Origin of the sequence: Microbulbifer thermotolerans, assembly GCF_900112305.1 — a bacterium.
Taxonomy (GTDB): Bacteria; Pseudomonadota; Gammaproteobacteria; order Pseudomonadales; family Cellvibrionaceae; genus Microbulbifer; species Microbulbifer thermotolerans.
In genome coordinates this window covers 186,843-208,784 of the sequence record NZ_FOKT01000006.1, presented here as the reverse complement: position 1 = coordinate 208,784, position 21,942 = coordinate 186,843, and the positions used below count along the sequence as shown (strand labels likewise).

The following is a 21,942-nucleotide window of genomic DNA, read 5'->3' as shown; positions in this document are numbered from 1 at the left end:
CCGGAACTGCCCTGGAGGCTGCTCCGCCCATCCCGGTGCCTTATAGAATGGGGCGCCACACTACCAGAAAGGCGCTCCCTTCTCAATCAGCAAGCGCGTGGGCCACGGCCTGTACACCGCCGTCAGGGCCCGCGGTAACACCATTCGAGTGAGCCCGCAATACCTTCGTCACAAAGAAAGAGCCCCCCCACTGCGATTAAACGTTCACCGCGGTATACCAGAGGAATCCACTCCCTCAGCCAGGGCTCCAGCGCCGCTTCCTGCAGTAATTTTTTCAGCGTCTGTGAGTGGCGCCGTCCCACGGGCCTGGCCCGCTCGCCGCCACGGCGGAATCGCACGGTGTAATCCCCTTGCGGCCACCCGGAGCGAGCCCGCAATTCCCAGCCGCCGGGCAATTGCAGAGCCGAAGTTCCCTGCCAATGCCATTCGCCGTCCGCCAGTCTCCCCAGGGGCGGCGTTAAGTAGAGGCGATTGCGGTAGCGGCGCGCCACCCGGCCGCCGAGCCCGACCGCCATGCGCCGGTCGGCGCCCGCCTGCAATGCCTGATCCAAGGCCTGTTGCAGGTGCGGCGCCTCGGGCATATCACCACCGCTGTCCGCCAGCCAGCAGCGCAGCAGGTTTTTCTGGCGCCGCCCCGGCAGCCGCCGCAACATCTCAAGGTCCAGGCTTTCACCGAAAGACTCGCGCCTCCGGTCGCAAAGTTCCAGATCCCCACGACCCAGGTCACGCAGCAGTTCCGCGGCCTCGCGCAGATTATCCGCCGCCCGTGTCACCCGCTCGCGCACCGGCCAGCGTTCGCGCAACGGTGGCAGCACCACTTGGCGCAAGTAGTTGCGATCCAGAGTCTGATCGCTATTACTCTCGTCCTCGATCCAGCGCAACTTCCGCTCGCGGGCATAGGATGCCAACTCGGCGCGGCTGGTGCCGAGCAGTGGGCGCAAGACCACCGCGCCCCCCAACGGCCGGCTGGTGGCCATGGCCGCCAACCCCAGGGCACCGGCACCCCGCAACAGGCGCAGAAAGAAGGTTTCCACCTGGTCGTCACCGTGCTGAGCGAGCAGTAGTGTATCGCCCGGCTGCAAAAGTTCACCGAACACGCGGTAACGGGCCTCGCGGGCGGCCCGCTCCAGTCCGCCCTCCTTCGCATCCACCCGCACGCGCCGCGCTGTGAAGGGCACCCCCAGGGCTTCGGCAGTTTCCGCACAGTGTGCCAGCCAGGTATCTGCATTTGGGGACAGGCCGTGATGGACGTGCACTGCGCGCACTTCAACACCCAGCTCACACAACAGGTACAGCAATACCGTGGAATCCAGACCGCCACTGAACCCCAACCAGCGCACGCCCTCGCGCGGCTGCTGCTGCAGTGCATGCTCCACTTGTTTAAGCAGTCGATTCACGCGGCTCTTCCTAAAGTCTGACTTTTTACCCGGTTCAACTTTGTGCAAATACCCAATGTCGGACGATATGCGGTCGCTTTTTAGGCAATGATCACCCGTCGCTGCAGCGGCCATATTTTGGAGGCATGCTCACTCTGCATCCGATAGTCGCGTTTCGAGATACGAACCGAGGAACAGGTCCATCGCGGCCGGCGAATACAGAGTGAACAGGTCCTAAAGCTCAAACAATAACAGGAATAGGCAGTCCCTTATGGAATCAGCTGAGAACATTCTCGAAACTAACCGAAGCCACCGGCAGGAGACCCCGCCCCTGCCGTTCATTATTTTCATCTGCGGAATCGCCACCCTGGGCGGGTTCCTGTTTGGATTCGACAGCGGCGTTATCAACGGTACAGTGACCGGACTCCAGCAGGCGTTTAATTCCGATACCGCCGGCACCGGCTTCAACGTGGCTTCCATGTTGCTCGGCTGCGCCGCCGGTGCCTTCTTTGCCGGCCGCCTCGCCGATGCCTGGGGGCGACGGCAGCTGCTGCTCGTTTCCGCTGTCTTCTTTCTGATCAGTGCCTGGGGGTCCGGCGTGGCCGAATCCTCAATGGAGTTCGTAGTTTACCGGATACTCGGCGGTCTGGCGGTGGGTGCCGCCAGTGTAATGTCGCCGGCTTACATCAGCGAAGTAGCCCCGGCGGACTGGCGCGGGCGCCTGATCACCATCAACCAAGTGGCGCTGATCTGCGGCCTCTTCGGAGCCTTCGTCAGTAATTACCTGCTTGCACAAACTGCGGGCTCCGCGACCACTCCGCTGTGGATGGGCTATGAGGCCTGGCGCTGGATGTTTTGGATGGAAGCCCTGCCCGCTGCCGTGTTCCTGCTCGCCCTCCTTTGGATTCCGGAGAGCCCGCGCTACTTGGTGTTGTCCAGAAAGATAGAAAGGGCCCGTGCTGTGCTCGGCAAGCTGTACGGACAAGAGCGGGTAGAGGAGAAACTGAATGCCATCAGGGGCTCCATTGCGGTGGACCACCGCCCGCGGCTCACCGACCTCCTGGACCATGCCGGCAAAATCCGCACTATTGTCTGGGTCGGCATCGGGCTGGCGACCTTCCAGCAATTGGTGGGTATCAACGTCGTCTTTTATTACGGTGCGGTTTTGTGGCAATCGGTAGGCTTCTCCGAAGCGGACGCATTGATGATCAATATCATCTCCGGTGCCGTGAGCATAGGCGCCTGCCTGATCACTATCGGTTTGATCGACCGCATCGGGCGCAAACCGCTGCTGCTGGCGGGCTCCATCGGTATGGCGGCGACATTGGCCCTGGTGACCATTGCCTTTACCACCGCGAGCCTGGACGGCAACGGCAACCTGGTGCTTTCCGACTCCATGGGTCTGCTGGCACTGGTGGCCGCCAACGCCTATGTCTTTTTCTTCAATGGCTCCTGGGGACCTGTGATGTGGACCATGCTCGGGGAAATGTTCCCGAACCAGATCCGCGGATCGGGGCTAGCGGTTTCCGGGCTTTCCCAGTGGGGAGCCAACTTCGCCATAACCATGACCTTCCCCATTCTGCTGACAGGAATCGGCCTCGCTGGAGCCTACAGCATCTATATGCTGTTTGCGCTTCTCTCGGCCGTTTTCGTCCTTCGGCTGGTACGGGAAACCAAAGGTATGGAACTGGAGCAGATGGTGGGCTGAGCCCACCCCACCGCATCACGCCCGGGCACTTGCCGATTTTTCCTCCGGGCGGTTGCGTTGCCGGTATTGGGTGGGGGTCATCCCCACCAACTTCTTGAACAGGGAGTTAAAGGTGGCCTTGGTATTGAAACCCGACTCCAGCATGATTTCCATCACCGTTTGATCAGCGCATTCCGGGTCGGCCAGGCGGGCCTTGGCTTCCTCGATGCGGTAGTGATTCACAAACTCGAAGAAATTGCGCTCGAAATGGCGGTTGATTGTCATGGACAGGGTCCGCCTCGGCACACCGAGCTGATTGGCCAGTTGCTCCAGAGTTAGTGCCGGTTCGAGAAAGGGCTTGGCCTCCTGCATGTGGCGCGATAGCTTTTCCACCAACGCCATATCAACCGCAATCTTTTCGCCGCCTGCTGGTTCTTTTTTATCGCCGGCTTCCTCTTCCCCACTTTCCAGACCTTCAAACATGGACGAATAGCTGAGGCTGAAGAAAATCATGGCGCTGACAAGGATAAACACCGTGTAATTGCTGGCCAGCCCCATTAGACGGTAGTTGATATATGTGTCCAAATGCGCGGAAAAAATGATGGCGATATTTACCAGCACCGCCCAACCGCGGATGACGAGAAATCCCCACACGAGGATCAACAGCCACTTGAAGTCAATCGTTTCGATATTGGAGTAGCTGTCGCGAATCTGACGCCGGCAGCTGCGGACTTCCAACAAACAAAGAATACCGAAAGTCAGGCGCAATGCCTCGCGCGCAAATCCAATACCGTGAGTCAGTATCGATTCCTCATACAGGTTGTAATTCTGTAGCATCGCTACCTTGGTAGCGGTATCAAAGCGGAAATAGTCGAAATACTCATAGAGTGCGTAGGCGGCAAAGGGCAGCAGGTACACCAGATCAAAACGGGTCAGCCGGTAATCCCGGTAAATCAGCGAACGCGTGTACCAGAGGAGTAGTGGCCCCTCCAACCAGTAGGCGAACCCGAAGACATAAAAGAGGTTCGGTGAAGTCTGTATGGCCCACTGGCGAAAACCGGCCCCGAAGCTGATCAGGATATCTATTGGGATCAGCGCCTGTGAGAACAAAAACAGCGCCAAAAACAGATTGCTCAGTCGATTTTCCCTCTTGACGACAAACAGCAACAGCCCGAACAGGGTGCATTGATAGCTGGTCATCAACAGCACGACATCGTGGAAATTGAACAGCAGGATATCCATCCTCAGCGTCTTCTCTCAATCATTGTTGTTATGCGGCCGAAGGTTAATTGGCCAGCTCCCACCGTGCAAGTGCGCGTAAACAGCCCGTCGCGCCCGCGTCTGACTTTGGGATTTACCGGTATTTGAACGTCCAAACTTGCGATCAATCACGCATAAAGACGATCGGCCGGGCGACTTGATTCAAAGTGCTCCGATGCCGGCCCCCGCGCCGGCAACCTCTGACACAATAAAAAAGGAGTAACAGTGATGATGAGATTCAAGAGAAACCAACTGGCCGGGGCGGTAATGGCATTCACGGCCAGTATTGCCACAGGCTCTTTATCTGCGCAGAGTGGAGAACAAGCTGAACACAGTGCACTTGAAGAAGTGGTGGTGACCGTGGAACGTCGCGAGCAATCGCTGCAGAGCGTAGCCGGCGTTGCCCAGGCATTCGACCAGGATAGCCTCAACCGCCTCGGCGTGGGGACCTCATTTCAAAATCTACAAAATATCGTACCTGGGATGAATATTGCCGATCAGGAAGGCAATATGGAAATTTATATCCGCGGGGTTGGCTCCAGCAACAACACCGAGCTGGGGGACCCAGCCGCGGCCACCCACCTCAACGGTGTCTACATCCCCCGCCCCAGAGGGGTCGGCGCCATGTTTTACGATATCGAACGGGTGGAGGTGAAAAAAGGTCCCCAGGGCACGCTGCGCGGGCGCAATGCCACTGCGGGAACACTCAATATCGTCACCAAGCGGCCTGACTTCGATAACTTTGGTGGCGACTTCGAAGTGACTACAGGCAACTACAGTACCTTCGGTGTGCGCGGTGCGGTCAACCTGCCAGTGACTGATAACTTTGCCGTGCGCTTCGCAGCCTATACCGAAGAACACGATCCCTACTTTAGCAATGCCTCTGCCGACAGCAGCCTGGACGCCGCGGGCAGTGAGGATGTGCAATCCTTCCGCCTTTCCGCCCTGTGGGAAATCAGTGAGGCGACCAGCCTTTATGTGGTTGCCGACAGCACCGACGAGGGCGGCACCGGCTATCCCGGTGCCCAGATCAAGCAGGCACTGCAGAACGGCTACGACTTCGATGACCTCGACGACCCTCGCGAGGTGCTCTATCGCGGTACCGAGGGGGATCTGGACTCCAGCCACACGGGCGTGATGGCAGTACTGACCCACGAATTCGACGGGTTTTCCGTGGAGCTTTCCAGCAGTTACCGCGACCTGGACTTTGAGCAGGTCAACGCCGCCAACGACGGGGTCTACTTCCCGGGCCACGACGAGGTCAACCAGCAGAATTACAGCAGCCAGTATTGGATAACTCTGTCGGAATCCACCGTTCACGAACTGCGCCTATTCTCCAATGGCGACGGCCCCCTCACCTGGAGCACCGGTATCTTCCACTTTCAGGAAGACCAGCAAGCGGCGCTCTTTAGTCTGACAGATGGCGGTACCTGGTACACGGGCACCGAGTGGGTAATGCCGGATGTCGACAGCAGTTCAACGGCGGTTTATGCCGATCTGTCCTACGACTTCACAGACGAACTGACCGCATTCGCCGGTATCCGCCATACCACGGAAGAGAAATCCCGCTTTGGCACTGGCGGCAACTGGGCCTTCGCTTTCTTTGAAGCTGGCGATGAATGGGGCACCGCCCTGCCCTCGCGTATCGGCACCCCCGGCTTTGAATACGATGGCCTGGGCCGGAGCAACTATGACATCCTGGGCGCCAGCGACGCGGAGCTATACGCCTACCTGCTCGACGGTATTGGCAGCTGGGGAGTTGACGACAACCTGGATGACCAGATCGCCTGCGTGACAGACCCCTCCTGCACCGACATCACCATGCCCTGGACTGTCGGTGCACCGGTACAGCAGAAGGGCAGCTATGAAGACGACTATATCGACTTCCGCACCGGCCTCACCTACCAACTGACCGACAGCAGCATGCTTTTCGCCAGTATCGCCAGTGGACACAAGTCCGGCGGCTTTAACGATACTCTGGTGATGCCCGACGGCGAGCTGGTGGCCGAGCCCTACGCGCCGGAAAAACTGGTGATGTATGAAGTGGGTACAAAAAACGAATTCGACCTCGGCCCAGTACCAACACGCTTGAATGCTTCATTCTTTTATTACGACTACACCGACCAGGTCTTTCAGATGATCGTCGCCACCGGCGACGACGAAAGCGCCAGCTCTCTGCAGAACCGCAATATTGCCGACTCGGAGATTACGGGGCTGGAAATTGAGAGCAAGTTCCTGCTGCCGGCCAATCTGACCCTGGATATGACCGCCCTATGGCTGAATGCCGAAATCAAAGAAGGGGTGATGGCCGACACTCGCCAGGGATGGGGCACCGATCTGCCAATCGTCGACCTCAGTGGCAATACACTGCCCCTGGCCCCGGACTTCACCTTTAATCTGGCACTGTCACAACAAATCGAATCGGATCTGGGCACATTCGACTGGACACTGTCAGCCCAATATCGCAGCGATTATTACCTCACCATCTGGAACAATACCGACTACGATCTGGTGGACGGTGAAACGGTGGTCGGCAGTGACCCGGATTACGCGGATGCCGTGGACGGTTATCTGAACCTGGACGCGGGCCTGGGCTTTACCGACAACAGCGGCCGCTTCCGGATCGAAGCCTATGGTGCAAACCTCACCGATGAAGTGGTCTCGCAAAAAGGGATCATCGATCACGGCAACAACCTGCGCTTTACCAATTTGCCGCGCACCTACGGCATGCGCTTCAAAGTCAACTTCTGACTCGATCAAAAAGCGGGGGCTGGCCCCCCGCTTTTTTACCCGATATTTACCGCATCCCAGGAGTATCTATGTCCTTTGGAAAAGTTGTATCCGTCGGCATATTGCTGATCTGCGCGGGACTTACCGCCTGCGGCGACGACACCCCACCCAAACCCACCAATAATGAACGCACCGACACCTGGCCCAGGCTGGCACCGGCACTGCCGCAAGATCCGGAACTGGAGGCCAGAATTGAAAGCCTGCTGGCGCAAATGTCCATAGAAGAAAAAGTCGGCCAATTAATTCAGGCGGAAATCAAATACGTCACCCCGGAAGACGTGAGAAAATACCATCTCGGTTCCATCCTCAACGGCGGTGGCACCTACCCGAACAACGATAAATTCGCTTCGCCCCAGGACTGGCTGGCAATGGCCGACGCCTACTACGAAGCCTCTATGGACACCTCCGATGGCGGCGTGGCGATACCGATTATCTGGGGTTCCGATGCTGTTCACGGCCACAATAACCTAGTGGGCGCGACACTGTTTCCCCACAATATTGGCCTCGGCGCCACACGCGACCCGGATTTGATCCGCCGCATCGGTGAGGCGACCGCACGGGAAGTCGCCGTAACCGGTGTCAACTGGACCTTCGCTCCCACCGTCGCCGTGGCGCGGGACGACCGCTGGGGACGCACCTACGAAAGCTACTCCGAAGACCCGGAGATACTGGGGCCTTACGCCGAACAGATGATCAAAGGCATTCAGGGGGAAGTAGGCAGCACAAGTTTTCTCGACGGATACCACTTAGTGTCCGCTGCCAAACATTTCGTCGGCGACGGCGGTACAACGCGGGGCAGAGATCGCGGCGACACCCGAGTTTCAGAAAAGGACTTGGCAGAAATTCACGCCGCTGGTTATATCTCCGCACTGAAAGCCGGTGTGCAGACCATCATGGCATCCTTCAACAGCTGGAACGGCGAGCGCCTGCACGGCCATGCCTATCTGCTGACGGAAGTATTAAAAAACCGGCTCGGTTTCGACGGTTTTGTAGTCGGCGATTGGAATGGACACAGATTCGTACCCGGCTGCACCGTAGAGAGCTGCCCCCAGGCTATCAACGCCGGTCTGGATATGTTTATGGTTCCCTCTGATTGGAAGGCTCTATACGAAAATACCCTGGCACAAGCCAAAAGCGGGGAGATTTCCGCAGAGCGACTCAACGACGCCGTATCGCGGATTCTGCGGGTCAAACTGCGCGCGGGACTCTTCGAGCGCAATCAGCCACTGGCGGGCAAAAGCGGCATCCTGGGCAGTGCCGAACACCGGGCCATCGCCCGCGAAGCCGTGCGCAAATCCCTGGTACTGCTGAAAAACAACGGCGGCCTGCTGCCGCTAGACCCCCGCGGGAAAATTCTCGTCGCCGGAGACGCGGCGGACAATATCGCCAAGCAAAGCGGCGGCTGGACCATTTCCTGGCAGGGCACAGGCAATACCGATGAAGATTTTCCCGGCGCCACCTCAATTTACGACGGTATTCGGGACGCGGTAAAAAAAGCCGGCGGTGAAGTCCTGCTGAGTGTTGACGGCACTTACACCAAAGACAGTTTCAGTGACGGCGGAAAACCGGATGTCGCCATAGTGGTATACGGAGAAGACCCATACGCCGAATGGCACGGTGACCTGGCCAGTATTGAATATCAGCTGGGCATAAAAACCGATCTGGCGCTGCTGAAAAAACTGAAGGCGCAAAATATACCCGTGGTCAGTATTTTTATTTCGGGGCGCCCCCTTTGGGTCAACAAAGAGCTGAATGCATCCGATGCCTTCGTTGCCGCCTGGCTACCGGGTTCCGAGGGAGCAGGTATCGCCGACGTGATACTGACCGATGCCGAGGGCAATATCCAGCACGATTTCACTGGACGCCTGTCCTTCAGCTGGCCGCGGCTGGTGCACCAGACAGTGCTGAACCGGCGGGATGAAAACTACGATCCTCTGTTTGCCTACGGCTACGGTCTCAACTATGGCGATCAGACACAAATCAGCAACAATCTACCGGAAGACGGCGAAACCTATGTCGAAGGCAGACTGGAAGACGCCTGGCTTCTGGTATCCCGCCCGCGCTCGCCATGGCAGCTGTTTATCGCCGATGCGGACAAAGCGCCATTGCCTGTTACCGGGAACCGCGCCAGTAGTGGCAGCGACGAGAATATCACCGTGGCATCCATCGACATGGAATCCCAGGAAGACGCGCGTCTGATCCACTGGAAAGGACTGCGGGACGGCAGCGTGCAGCTGGTGGCCCCAAAACCGCAAAACCTAAACCGCTATTTGAAGGAAAATGCCGCTCTGACCATGGATATCCGCGTGGACCAGCCGCCGGAAGGTCCCGTTGATGCGATTATCGCCTGCGGGGACGACTGTGCTGCGGAGTTGCCACTGCAAGGCCTGCTGCAACAGCAGTCTCCCGACACTTGGTCCAATGTATCCATCGATCTGCAGTGCTTCGTCCGCGCCGGTGCGGATTTCAGCCGCATTTCCAGTGGCCTAACACTCCGCAGTAAAGGCCCCCTGTCTCTGGCTGTGGCAAATATCAAATATGTGCCTGGCGCCGCGGAATCGGCGGAATTGAAATGTCGCGGTTGATTGAGAAAAAGGACCTCTGAATTTTTTCAGTGAGTGCCGCAGTTGATTCTGGGGCACTCAGACAATCGCACGGACATTTCGAAAGCACACTTCCCTGTAGCTCCGCCGGAGACACACCTGTATCCGGCGGGTCTCCCCTCCGGACTCGAAACACCTTTAAGCCTGGCAGAGAATTAATAAGAAGCGCCCCCAGGGGGCCGTTTCATTGAGCGTCGAAAGACGTGATCAATCTGCTGGCACTATCGTAGGCAACGCCTCAACCTCCTCCGCCTGACGATACTGGGAAGGGGTCATACCCACGGTCTTCTTGAAGAATGTGTTGAATACGGATTTACTGTTAAACCCTACGCTGAGGTAAATGTCTGTGATGGTCCTGTCCCGCGCCGCTTCTGAACGCAGCAACCTGCAGGCCTCCCCGACACGATAGCGATTGATGAACTCGTAGAAATTAACCCCAAAATGGCGGTTGATCACCATGGACAGGTCCCGCGCCGGCATGGACAGCCGTTCCGCCAGGATATCAAGGGTGATGTCAGGCTGCAGATAGGGTTTGTCGCGCTCCATCGCGGCATCTATCTCCGACGCCAACTCCGGGTTCAAAATCTGCTCAGTGGCCGGCTTGCGCCCCTTTTCCCGCTGGTGCACCCCCTCAAAATAGGCGAAATAGCGGATACCGGTAAACACCAGCAGATTAATCAACATAAACAATGTGTAATAGCCAGTGAGTCCGATCACCTCGAACACCCTTAAATCGTAGTGTTGACGCAGGCTCGCCAGCTTGGCGACACTCAATACGACCTCCATGGACATTACCACCAGGAAACCCGAAACCAGCACCTGCATCCAGGTGAGATCCACTTTTTCGACATTGGAGTGGGTGGACTTCAACAGGCGGATGTACTGCAGCATCAGCCGCAGAGACCAGAGGCAATAGGCCACCCGCAGGCATTTGCACAGGAATTCCACTAACACATAGTGCCAGCTGTACACCAGATCCTCGCTGTGAATCACTGCCAGGCGCTCCGCTAGGGGCAACCTAAAGAAAACCACAACCATGTAGATAAAGAAGAGCACCACAGGCAGTAAATGTAGGAGGTCCCGCCGGCGAAGAGCAAAATCGCGGAAGACGAGGGATTTCACACAAAAGAATAGCAGAGCTCCGTCGAGGTAATAGGCAAATCCCCCGAGGAAGTAGAGCTGTGGCCAGAAATCCCGCACCTTAAACTTAAACTCAGCACCCCAGAGGATCAGTTCATGCAGAGAGATAAAAGCATGGGCAAACAGGAAAGCGGCCAGAAAGCGGGTGCTTGTCTGTTTATGGCTGTTGGTCGCAAGCAATAGCACAGCGAAAAACAGGCACTGCATGGCCGTCATCCACAGGATGATATCGTGGAAATTAAATAGAACTTCACTCATCGCTTTTGTTTTTATTGCCAGTTAGAGAATCAAAATTTTTATTTTCTGGCTTTTCCGCAACGTTCGGCTAATCCACGGCAGCCGAACCTCGCCAATCCGTTGAGGTTCGCCTGCAGTTCGGATTCTCTCCCTTCAGCCGAACGACCTTATTGTGTCCCAAGTATAAATTGACCCAGCGACCACAGCTTCTGTGTATCGCATACCAAACCAATATAATAAAGGACTATCGAGATGAGAAAGATAATACCCACAATCGGTGGTAAATGGTCCACCTCCCACAAAAAAATTTCCTCGCGAGACAGGTCGCCAGGGATCGCCAGTACCCTGTTGTTGGCCTTGGCCTTTCTCTGGGGCGATACAGCTCAGGCGCAATACCTGCACACTGAGGGTACACAGATTGTCGACGGCAACGGCAATCCTGTTCACCTCAACGGCATCAATCTGGGCAACTGGCTGTTGTGGGAGGGTTATTTGATGATGGGAGATTTCAATTACCGCACCCATACCCAGTTCCTCAACAGCCTGGCCGACACCTTTGGCAGTATGGCCCAGGCCAAGGAATTCGAACACCAGTGGCGCCTGAACTACGTGACGGAACGGGAAATCGCCGATCTGAAAAGTCTCGGGTTCAATGCGGTGCGCGTCCCCTTCCACTACAACTTGTTCTGGGAAAATGGGCAACTGTCGGATCACGGCTTCCAGTACTTGGATCGCCTGATCGACTACTGCCGCACCCACGGTCTCTATGTACTGCTGGACATGCACGCCGCCCCCGGCTACCAGAATCCCGGAGACCACAGCGATAACATCGATTCCAACGCCAGCCAGCCGCGGGATTCCGTCAAATTCTGGGATGGCGACAATGTGCTAATCGCCAGCCAGGTATGGCGTCATATCGCCGACTACTACAAGAACGAACCGGTGATCTGGGGTTACGACCTGATCAATGAACCCGTCCCTCAGGCCGGGCGCGAGTACGAGCTGTTGCCCTCGCTAATCGCCATGCGTAATGCCATCCGAGAAGTGGACAATAACCACGCGATCATCGCGGAAGGCAGTTGGTGGGCATCAGATCTGCAAAAGATCGACTGGACCGACTCAACTACTCAGACCAATACCGGTGTCAACAGCCGCTGGGACCACAACCTGGTGTATCAGACCCACCACTATGTATTCGGCAATGCCGGTGCCGTCTCAGACCTCTACCCTCGCGCGGACCGCACCAACAACATGGGGGTACCGTTGATCCTGGGGGAGTATGGTGAAGACAACAACGACATCATCCGCCAGCTCACCGACTGGTCCGCAAACAACATCGCCGGCCAGTTTCCCTGGTCGTTCAAAAAGATGAGTCACGATCGCACCCTATGGACCATTCAGCCCAATAGCATTTACAGCCAAGTCGTGGATTACATCAATCACGGCGGTACCCCCCCGGCCAATGCCTATGCGGGCATGATCGATTTTGCCCAAAATCACATCGGCAATGGTTCCGCCAATGTGAGCTGGCATCAGGATTTCTACGATGCCATCAAAACCAACAGCAGCACACCGCCACCAGCCAGTTGCGACAGCGTCACCCCGCACAGTACCGGCCGTATTGAAGCGGAAAGCTACTGTTCCATGTCCGGAATTCAACTTGAAGACACCAGTGACAGCGGCGGCGGACAGAATGTGGGCTGGATCGATAGTGGTGACTGGCTGGAGTACCGGGTCGATGTGCCGCAGAGTGGTGTTTACACATTGACCTATCGCATCGCCAGCACCACCAGCACCGGGCAGCTGCGACTGATGAGCGACGGCACTCAGCTGGCCGACACCAGCTTTCCAAACACCGGCGGTTGGCAGAATTGGCAGTCGGTATCCCTGAATGTAAACCTGTCTGCGGGCATCCAAACCCTGCGCCTGCAAGTAGCCGGCGGCGGGTTCAATCTGAACTGGATTGAACTGGGAGCAAGCAGCCAAGATCCTGGCAGTATCGCCAACGGCGAATACCAGATCCGCAACCTGGCCAGCGGCCTGTTGCTGGGTGTTGCCGACAGCGCAACCACCAATGGGGGTAACGTAATCCAAGGCGGCAACCAGTCCTGGCAGATCACTGCCCTCGGCGATGGCAGTTACCGGCTGGAAAACACCTACAGCGGCTTAGCACTAGATGTGCAGGACGCATCCACAAGTAACGGCGCCAATATCCAACAGTGGGAATACGGCGGCGGTGACAACCAGAACTGGCTGATCGAGCAGGTCGACGCCAACCGATTCCGCATCATATCCGTCCACAGCGGCAAATCCCTGGACGTTCAGGACGGCTCCACCGAGCCCGGAGGCAACATCCAGCAGTGGACTTATCACGGCGGTGACAACCAGCTATGGCTGCTTGAAAAGTAACCCAAAAGCCAACAATCTAAGCCGAAATACAGGAGCCGCCGACACCTGTCGCGGCCCCTGTCACTTGTGGAAGCCAACTGGCGCCCTCAACTGAACACACACTAACCCATTGATTTTAAAAGACTTTTAAAGCGTACGACTGATCAAAACTACTCGAACCCCCCAAAAAGCTGGATTTTTCGTTCGAGTAACGGTACCCGAACGCACGGCCAAAAGGTCTTTGGCAGAGTTCCTCCTCCGTCACAGCAGGCGGCATAAAACAATAACCATATCTCAGAGGAAAACGATGATGAGACTGCACAAGCCTTTGGCGCTCTCCATTGCCCTGGTCAACACGGGAATGGCTCTTGCCCAGGAGGAAGAGAGAAACTCACAGTACGACGCTTACCAAACCAACTCTCTGGAAGAAGTTACCGTTACCGCCACCAAGCGGGAAACCAACCTGATGGAAACCCCGATTTCCATCACCGCCTTCAGCCAGGAAAAACTGGACCGCGAGGGCCTGACCAACATCAAGGATATGGCGCAAATGGTGCCGAACATGGAAATCTCCATGGACTCGTCCCAGACCGCGCCGGTGGTTGCCATGCGCGGTGTGCGGTCCACCAATATCACCGAGCTGGGTGATCCCTCAGTGAGCTTACACCTGGACGGCATCTACTCTCCCCGCCCGCAGGGCGCCATGGCGTTGATGTTCGATGTGGAGCGGGTGGAAGCCATGCGCGGTCCTCAAGGCACGCTGTTCGGGCGCAACTCAACCGTGGGTAACGTCAACATCATCTCCAAGCGCCCGGACTTCAACGAGTTCGACGCGTCCATCGGCATCGAACTCGGTCGCTGGAACCACCAGCAGACCCGCGGCATGATCAATATCCCGGTCAGCGAGACCTTTGCCCTGCGCGCTTCCTTTATGCAGGAAACCCGCGACTCCTATCTCGACGGCTACTACGACCCCAACCAGTGGGATGTGCGCTACCTGCCGGAAGAAATTCAGAACGCCCCAGTGTATACCGGTGCTGATGAAGACCGCAGCCTGCGCCAGCGCGAGCGCTGGGGCAGCGGTGAAGTACAGGAGCTGGTCAAGGCCGACCCTTCCGACTTCTACAACAACTCCGATCAATACGCCTTCCGCATCAGCGCTCTGTGGGAACCCGTAGAATCCCTATCGTGGATGCTGGCCTATGAGCAATTCCAAGACGACAGTGCCGGCGGTACCGACACCCTCAACTGTGATATGGCCGCCAAGCGCATCCGCAAAGACGATGATGGCAACTATCTGGATGCCGACGGCAATATTTCCGATGTACCAATACCCGGCCAGCTGGGTTGTGAAAGCGTATATGGCCCCGGTGCCGACGACTACACCGTCAACGTCAGTGTGCCCGGATTTCTCGACCTGAATATCGAATCCGTACGCTCCAATTTGAGTTGGGATCTTTCCGACGAAATCGCCTTGGTGTACAACGCCGGCTGGAGCCAGCAGGTGCGCTCACAGCGCTCCGATCAGGACCGCGGCATCACCGGTTGGGATATGTCCATCTTCTTTCGCGATGCGACCTTTACTTCCCAGTCCCACGAATTCCAGTTGCAGTCCACCGGCTCTGGCCCGCTGCAGTGGATTGCCGGCGTTTTCTATTTTGAAGAAGACAACAATATGCAGGGTGGCTGGATCAACAGTGGCCAAAATGCGGACTACTGGAATCAGCCTGAGCGTACCCTCAAATCCCAGGCCCTTTTTACCCAGGGCACCTACGCCATCACCGACCAGCTGAACCTGACTCTTGGTGTGCGCTACACCGAAGATACCAAGCAGGATGTGGGCGGTCACAATATGGCCTGTAACGCTGACACCATTAATCCACAAACCGGCGAGGCTTGTTTCCCGGCGTGGGATCGCGATGCGTTCAATCAGTTGCCCACGGATTACTTCGAGGACTCCTCCATCTACAGCATCGTCAGCGACAACCAGACCAAAGGCAGTTGGGATTTTACCAACTATCGCGTGGGCCTGGATTACATTGTCAACGACGACCTGATGGTATTCGGGTATATAGCCAACGGCTTCAAATCCGGCGGCATCGGCGACGTGTTTGTACAGTATGAGCAAGACCCCACCACTGCAGAATACCTGACCGATGCCAATGGCGACCGCATCATTAAAGAGCGCCATCAGAACACCTACGATCCAGAAATCGTGACCACCTACGAGCTGGGCGCCAAGGGCACTTACCTGGACGGCAACCTGAACATCATGGCGACGCTCTTCTACAGCGACTACGAAGATATGCAGGCAGCATCGGCCAAAGGTATCTTTCCCTACTATGTGGAAGAGCGGGATGACGAAACCGGCGAGTTAACCGGTGAAATCACCACTGAAACTCAGACGGTTTTCCAGACAGACAACATCGGCAGCGCCGTAATCAAAGGTCTGGAAGTGGAATTTGACTGGGCACCGATTGAAAACGGTCGCTTTGAAGGTTACCTGACCTGGCTGGACACCGAAATCACCAGTGATTTTATCTATCACTGGGATTTCGCAGCCACTGACCTTTTCGAAGTGGATCACGGCGTAGCCACCAACCCAGACAACGATGCAATGAAAGTTAACCTCAAGGGCAACGAACTGGCGGCATCCCCGAAACTCAGTGTCAAGCTGAACTACACCCATACGTTTCGTTTCGACAACGGCTTCGCCATTATTCCTCACCTCAGCTACTTCTGGCGAGACAAGTCATACCACACCTTCCTAAACGTGGATAAACACTACGATATCTTCGCCACGGAAACTCCCGACGCCTTTAGCGATGTGCGCCCGGCATTCCACAGTGTAAACAGCACCCTGAAGCTGGAAGCGCCGGATAACAAGTGGAGTGTGGAAGCCTTCGTTTACAACCTCACCGACCAAAAAGAAACCTATTGGGCCGGCGGTGGCGACGGCGTTATCAAAGGCCCGGTTTCCATGCCGCGTTTCTATGGCATCCGCGGCAACTACAACTTTTAACCGACTGCCGGATTAACAGTAAAGCGATCTTCACCTTCGCTTGTCGTCCTAGCCCCCACCTATGCTGGCGGGGGCCTTTTTCCCCGCGCCGATTTTACGCGCAAGCAAACTGATGTCAGTAGTACCTGAGAGAGATTAGTATGAAAAAGTATCCCATTTATATTGCCGCTATGGCCGGGCTTCTCTCGCTCGCCGCCACTCTGCCACTTCAGGCCGCCAACGAATCTGTGGCTACCACCCAATCCCACAGCCAACAAAATGCCATCGAGTCCCGTATCCAGAGCCTACTCGCACAAATGTCCGTGCAGGAAAAAATCGGTCAGCTGGCACTGCGCGACTGGGGAACCTTCAAGGCCGAGGATATGAAAGATATCAAGCAGGCAATACGCGAAGGACGCGTCGGAGGGTTCCTGAATGTCAACTTCAGTTCCGTGGATAACAATGCATTCGAGGAATTGCAACGCCTCGCCGTGGAAGAAAGCCCCCGGGGCATTCCGCTTCTGTTTGGGCAGGATGTAATCCACGGCTACGAAACCATTTTCCCAATTCCTCTCGGCCAAGCCGCCAGCTGGAATCCGGAACTGATTAGAAACGGGGCGCGCATCGCCGCACAAGAGGCCAGCGCCGATGGCATCCGCTGGACCTTTGCACCCATGATCGACATCAGCCGCGACCCGCGCTGGGGCCGCATCGCCGAAACCCTGGGGGAAGATCCTCTGCTGACCTCGATCCTCGGTGTCGCCATGGTGGAAGGTTTCCAGACTGACAACCTCTCCGATCCCACCAGCCTCGCTGCCTGTGGCAAACACTTTGCCGGCTACGGTGCCGCAGAAGGCGGCCGCGATTACAACAGTGCTTATATTCCCGAGCGCCTGCTACGCGATATCTACCTGCCGCCGTTCAAGGCCGGTATAGACGCAGGTATGCAGAGTATCATGAGTACCTACAGCTCCCTCAACGATGTCCCCGGCACTGGTAGCCCCTTCCTGTTCAAACAGATTCTGCGAGACGAATGGGGGTTTGACGGCTTTGTAGTAAGTGACTGGAACGCGGTGATGGAAATGATTCCTCACGGCTATGCTCGCGACGCCAAGCACGCCGCCGCCCTTGCCGCCAATGCGGGCATCGATATGGAGATGCACACGGACACCTACGAACAATTCCTGGCAAGATTAATGGACGAAGGGGAATTTACCGAAGCACAGTTAGATACAGCGGTGGCCAATATCCTGCGGGTAAAACTGCGCTTAGGACTGTGGGAAAACCCCTACCCCCGAGCAAAAACGCCAGCCGAGCGTGAGCAGATCATCCGCAACGACCAATTCCTGAATGCCGCCAAAGAGGCCGCCAAGGAAACCTTCGTCCTACTCAAAAACGACAAACAGCTGCTGCCGCTGAAGAAAGGCCAGACGGTCGCACTTATTGGCCCATTGGCGGATGCCCCTCACGAGCAGATGGGCACTTGGGTGTACAACGGTAACAAAGAGCACTCGCGCACCCTGCTACCTGCACTGCGCGCGATGGTGGGTGATAAAGGTAAAATTCTCTACGCCGCCGGCCTCGAATACAGCCGGGACACCAGCACGCGCGGTTTCAAAGCGGCAATCAAAGCGGCCAAAAAAGCCGATGTAGTGCTTTTTGTCGGCGGCGAGGAAGCTATCCTCTCCGGCGAAGGCCACAGCCGCGGCGATATTCGCCTGCCCGGCGCACAGGCGCAACTGCTGGCAGAGCTGGCCAAGACCGGCAAGCCGCTGGCAATGGTATTGATGGCTGGGCGCCCGTTGCAGCTGGATCAAACCCTCGAACAGGCCGACGCAGTGATGATGGCCTGGCACCCGGGAACCATGGCCGGACCGGCACTGGCGGAGGTGCTCTACGGAGAAACCTCACCTTCCGGCCGCCTGCCGTTGAGCTGGCCGGTGGGCGCGGGCCAGATCCCTATCTATTACAACCACCTACCTACTGGCCGTCCGGCAACCGATGACAATTACACTCGTATCGAAAAAATCGGTCGCGAGGTGTTTCAGCATCAGCCGGGCAACTCATCCAATCTGCTGGATTACGGGCACAAACCGCTGTTCCCATTCGGTTACGGCCTCACCTACAGCGAATTCCATTACAGTGAACTGGAACTTTCCGACAGCACTCTGGATGCAGATGGACAATTGCATGTTTCCGCCACCATCACCAACACCGGCAAGCGCACCGCCACCGAAACCGTGCAATTGTATGTGCGCGACTTGGTGGGCAGTGTGTCGCGACCGGTACGGGAATTAAAGGGTTTCGAGCGTATTACCCTGGCGCCCGGAGAATCCCGTCGCGTGAGTTTTACACTTAAAGCCAACCAGCTGGCCTTCCACAACGCGCAGATGCAACAGGTGATCGAGCCCGGTGAATTCCATGTATGGATTGCACCAGACGCAGAATCGGGCTTGCAGGGCAGCTTTACCCTGCAATAAGTGCTCCATAAAAAATAGTTCAAAATAAACGGATAGCGCTGCCCCGAGTTCCGTAAATGGGGTGGCGCGCGGGTAAAAGAAATATGGCAGTGAATACAGAATTCGCTGCCCCACAACTTCCCTTTTTTTCGGCACCAACTGATAGAAACGTAATTCCAACCGTTTTCGCACCTTACTTAGTAAATCCACACAAAGTGGAACAGTTTTGTCACACCAAAATATCGCAATCAACGGCCCCTGCGGATTACGTAAAGAAGAACTTCGAACCCAACACAATAACAACCAAACACCTAAAAGCAGGAAGTAACCAATGCAAGCGTATGAGAAATCCACTGAAGGCAACCTGGAGCCTCTACAGGAGCGCCAAGACGCGGCGCCCCTTCCCCTGATAACCCTGATCTGCTGTGTGGCCACCATCGGTGGCTTCCTGTTCGGGTTCGACAGTGGCGTGATCAACGGCACTGTGACCGGGCTGCAGCAGGCATTTCATTCCGATACCGCCGGCACGGGCTTTAACGTAGCCTCGATGTTGCTGGGCTGCGCCGCGGGTGCCTTTTTTGCCGGTCGCCTGGCCGATCTTTGGGGACGCAAGACACTGCTACTGATTGCGGCGGTCCTGTTTGTCGTCAGCGCCTGGGGTTCCGGCATTGCCACCGGCTCCGTGGAGTTTGTTTTCTACCGCATTCTCGGCGGTCTCGCGGTGGGCGCGGCCAGCGTAATGTCACCGGCGTATATCAGTGAGATAGCCCCGGCGGCCCTGCGCGGTCGGCTGACCACCATCAACCAGATAGCAATCATTTTTGGTCTGTTTGCAGCATTTGTAAGCAATTACTGGCTGGCCCAGGCTGCTGGCTCTGCGGTTAATGACTGGTGGCTGGGCTACACCGCCTGGCGCTGGATGTTCTGGATTGAAATCGTTCCGGCGATGCTGTTCTTTTGCACCCTACTACTGATTCCGGAAAGCCCCCGCTACCTGGTGCTTTCCCGCCAGACAGAGAAAGCCAGGGCTGTATTGAGCAAGCTCTACGGTAAAGCGGCTGCAGCCGGCAAACTGGAGAGCATTCGCCAGTCCACCGTTAGCAACCGCCGCCCGCGCCTGTCAGACCTGCTGGAATCCAATGGCGGCGGTGTGGGCAAGGTGCGCAAGATTGTGTGGGTGGGCATTGGCCTGGCTACCTTCCAGCAGCTAGTCGGCATCAACGTTGTCTTCTATTACGGCGCGGTACTGTGGCAGGCGGTGGGTTTTTCCGAAGCAGATGCGCTGCTCATAAACATCATCTCCGGTGGTGTCAGCATTGCAGCCTGCCTGATTACCATGACACTGATCGACAGGATCGGCCGCAAACCGCTGCTGCTAGCGGGTTCCATCGGCATGGCGGTGACGCTTGGTCTGGTGGCCTTCGCCTTTGCCGGCGCCACCGTGGATGCAAACGGTAAACTGCATCTCTCTCAGTCCATGGGCTTGCTGGCACTGATCGCGGCCAACGTCTACGTGTTCTTCTTCAACGGTTCCTGGGGACCGGCCATGTGGACCCTGTTGGGCGAGATGTTCCCCAACCAGATCCGCGGCTCCGGCCTTGCAGTTTCCGGCCTCTCCCAATGGGTTGCCAACTTCGGCATTACCATGACCTTCCCGATCATGCTGACGGGAATCGGCCTCGCCGGAGCCTACGGCATTTACACACTGTTTGCTCTTCTGTCCATTGTCTTCGTGGTCTACCTGGTGCAAGAAACCAAGGGGCTGGAACTGGAGGAAATCCGCGGATAATTGCGGCGGAAGGGATCGATCCCCGACCGCTCGCGCCGGTTTATTCCGGGACTGGTACCAACAGCCCCACCCGTACTATCGCGCGATTGCAGGGGGCGGGGCGCATGGCACGGGCCAGCAAAGATAAAAACAGAAAGGTAAGGGCGAACCCTGTGTTCGCCCGAGCGGGTATCAGGAAGCGATATTGCCGTAGCTCATCAACCGCTGGTAGCGCTTCTCCAACAGCTCGTCGATGGGCGTGCTGGTCAGCCGTTCCAACTGATCGCCGAGGCGTTCCTTCAAGCGTGCGGCCATGGCATCCGGATCGCGATGAGCCCCACCCAAAGGTTCCGGAATTGTTTCGTCGACGATACCCAGCTCTTCCAGCACACTGGAAGTCACCCCCATGGCCTCGGCCGCCAGCGGCGCCTTCTCCACGGTTTTCCAGATGATATTGGCGCAGCCCTCGGGAGAGATCACGAAGTAAGTGGAGTACTGCAGCATGTTCAGCTGGTCGCCCACACCGATCGCCAGCGCGCCGCCGGAGGAGCCTTCGCCAATCACGGTGCAGATGATGGGGGTGCGCAGACGGGACATCACCGCCAGATTTTGGGCGATGGCCTCACTGATGCCCCGCTCTTCACTGTCGATGCCCGGATAGGCTCCGGGAGTGTCGATCAGGGTCAGCACCGGCAGTTTGAAGCGCTCGGCCATCTGCATGATACGCAGCGCCTTGCGATAGCCTTCCGGCTTGGGCATACCAAAGTTGCGCGCCACCTTTTCGTTTACGGAGCGCCCTTTCTCCTCACCGATCACAGCCACCGGTTTTCCGTTCAGGCGCGCGATGCCGCTAATAATGGCTTTGTCATCGCCGAAATGGCGATCGCCGTGCAGCTCATCCCAGTCGGTGAAAATACGCTCAATATAATCCTTTGAATAGGGGCGCTGTGGGTGGCGCGCCACCTGCACCACCTGCCAGGGGGTGAGGTTGGAGTAGATGGATTCGGTCAGGCTCCTGCTCTTCTCGCGCAGCCGGGCCACCTCGTCGGCAATATTCAGATCGACATCGTCACCCACATGCTGCAGCTCTTTGATCTTGCTTTCCAGCTCAGCGATCGGCTGTTCAAATTCGAGAAAGTTGAAATTCATGAAGTCCGCGCCTTGATATTTGGGAACCCGGGAGCGCCGGCCCCCGTTCAGCTCGCGGGCCGCGGGCCCGCATATTCGCTGTTA

11 protein-coding genes are annotated in these 21,942 nt (G+C 56.9%); 7 read left to right on the top strand and 4 right to left on the bottom strand.

Annotated features, from left to right (window positions below):
* Positions 1-122: 122 nt before the first annotated feature.
* Positions 123-1,397, bottom strand: a complete 1,275-nt coding sequence (gene tilS, locus BM155_RS11375; protein ID WP_254773175.1) for a tRNA lysidine(34) synthetase TilS — start codon at positions 1,395-1,397, stop codon at positions 123-125.
* Between the two features lie 250 nt (positions 1,398-1,647).
* Here tilS and BM155_RS11370 point away from each other — a divergent pair, with 250 nt between their 5' ends.
* The gene (locus BM155_RS11370; RefSeq protein WP_083421167.1) at positions 1,648-3,084 is read left to right on the top strand and encodes a sugar porter family MFS transporter; all 1,437 of its coding nucleotides are present in this window, start codon (positions 1,648-1,650) and stop codon (positions 3,082-3,084) included.
* Between the two features lie 15 nt (positions 3,085-3,099).
* Here BM155_RS11370 and BM155_RS11365 read toward each other — a convergent pair whose 3' ends face one another.
* Positions 3,100-4,305 carry a helix-turn-helix domain-containing protein gene (locus BM155_RS11365; RefSeq protein WP_067154231.1) on the bottom strand — a complete coding sequence of 402 codons (1,206 nt, stop codon included), beginning with the start codon at positions 4,303-4,305 and terminating at the stop codon, positions 3,100-3,102.
* 246 nt (positions 4,306-4,551) lie between these two features.
* Here BM155_RS11365 and BM155_RS11360 point away from each other — a divergent pair, with 246 nt between their 5' ends.
* Positions 4,552-7,074, top strand: a complete 2,523-nt coding sequence (locus BM155_RS11360) for a TonB-dependent receptor (RefSeq protein ID WP_074903180.1) — start codon at positions 4,552-4,554, stop codon at positions 7,072-7,074.
* A gap of 68 nt (positions 7,075-7,142) precedes the next feature.
* Positions 7,143-9,698 carry a glycoside hydrolase family 3 protein gene (locus BM155_RS11355; protein WP_074903178.1) on the top strand — a complete coding sequence of 852 codons (2,556 nt, stop codon included), beginning with the start codon at positions 7,143-7,145 and terminating at the stop codon, positions 9,696-9,698.
* Positions 9,699-9,923: 225 nt separating this feature from the next.
* Here the strand turns inward: BM155_RS11355 and BM155_RS11350 are convergent, their stop codons facing one another.
* Complete coding sequence (locus BM155_RS11350) at positions 9,924-11,114, bottom strand: AraC family transcriptional regulator (protein ID WP_067154239.1); 1,191 nt, start codon at positions 11,112-11,114, stop codon at positions 9,924-9,926.
* Between the two features lie 231 nt (positions 11,115-11,345).
* Between BM155_RS11350 and BM155_RS11345 the strand changes: the two genes are divergently transcribed.
* From BM155_RS11345 to BM155_RS11330, 4 genes are all read left to right on the top strand, one after another.
* Positions 11,346-13,502, top strand: a complete 2,157-nt coding sequence (locus tag BM155_RS11345) for a carbohydrate-binding protein (RefSeq protein ID WP_083421166.1) — start codon at positions 11,346-11,348, stop codon at positions 13,500-13,502.
* 286 nt (positions 13,503-13,788) lie between these two features.
* Positions 13,789-16,503 (top strand): TonB-dependent receptor, encoded by a 2,715-nt coding sequence (locus BM155_RS11340; RefSeq protein ID WP_254773174.1) that lies wholly within the window; start codon positions 13,789-13,791, stop codon positions 16,501-16,503.
* Positions 16,504-16,643: 140 nt separating this feature from the next.
* Complete coding sequence (locus BM155_RS11335) at positions 16,644-18,962, top strand: glycoside hydrolase family 3 N-terminal domain-containing protein (RefSeq protein ID WP_231902361.1); 2,319 nt, start codon at positions 16,644-16,646, stop codon at positions 18,960-18,962.
* Between the two features lie 310 nt (positions 18,963-19,272).
* Complete coding sequence (locus tag BM155_RS11330) at positions 19,273-20,730, top strand: sugar porter family MFS transporter (protein WP_083421165.1); 1,458 nt, start codon at positions 19,273-19,275, stop codon at positions 20,728-20,730.
* A 171-nt stretch (positions 20,731-20,901) separates the two neighbouring features.
* Here BM155_RS11330 and BM155_RS11325 read toward each other — a convergent pair whose 3' ends face one another.
* The gene (locus BM155_RS11325; RefSeq protein ID WP_067154250.1) at positions 20,902-21,858 is read right to left on the bottom strand and encodes an acetyl-CoA carboxylase carboxyltransferase subunit alpha; all 957 of its coding nucleotides are present in this window, start codon (positions 21,856-21,858) and stop codon (positions 20,902-20,904) included.
* Positions 21,859-21,942: the final 84 nt, after the last annotated feature.

Bases quoted from the DNA above. Each gene is read 5' to 3' on its own strand.
- BM155_RS11345 (WP_083421166.1), top strand. From the start codon at position 11,346: ATGAGAAAGATAATACCCACAATCGGTGGTAAATGGTCCACCTCCCAC.
- BM155_RS11340 (WP_254773174.1), top strand. From the start codon at position 13,789: ATGATGAGACTGCACAAGCCTTTGGCGCTCTCCATTGCCCTGGTCAAC.
- BM155_RS11325 (WP_067154250.1), bottom strand. From the start codon at position 21,858: ATGAATTTCAACTTTCTCGAATTTGAACAGCCGATCGCTGAGCTGGAA.
- BM155_RS11355 (WP_074903178.1), top strand. From the start codon at position 7,143: ATGTCCTTTGGAAAAGTTGTATCCGTCGGCATATTGCTGATCTGCGCG.
- BM155_RS11350 (WP_067154239.1), bottom strand. From the start codon at position 11,114: ATGAGTGAAGTTCTATTTAATTTCCACGATATCATCCTGTGGATGACG.
- BM155_RS11370 (WP_083421167.1), top strand. From the start codon at position 1,648: ATGGAATCAGCTGAGAACATTCTCGAAACTAACCGAAGCCACCGGCAG.
- BM155_RS11335 (WP_231902361.1), top strand. From the start codon at position 16,644: ATGAAAAAGTATCCCATTTATATTGCCGCTATGGCCGGGCTTCTCTCG.
- BM155_RS11365 (WP_067154231.1), bottom strand. From the start codon at position 4,305: ATGGATATCCTGCTGTTCAATTTCCACGATGTCGTGCTGTTGATGACC.
- BM155_RS11330 (WP_083421165.1), top strand. From the start codon at position 19,273: ATGCAAGCGTATGAGAAATCCACTGAAGGCAACCTGGAGCCTCTACAG.
- BM155_RS11360 (WP_074903180.1), top strand. From the start codon at position 4,552: ATGATGAGATTCAAGAGAAACCAACTGGCCGGGGCGGTAATGGCATTC.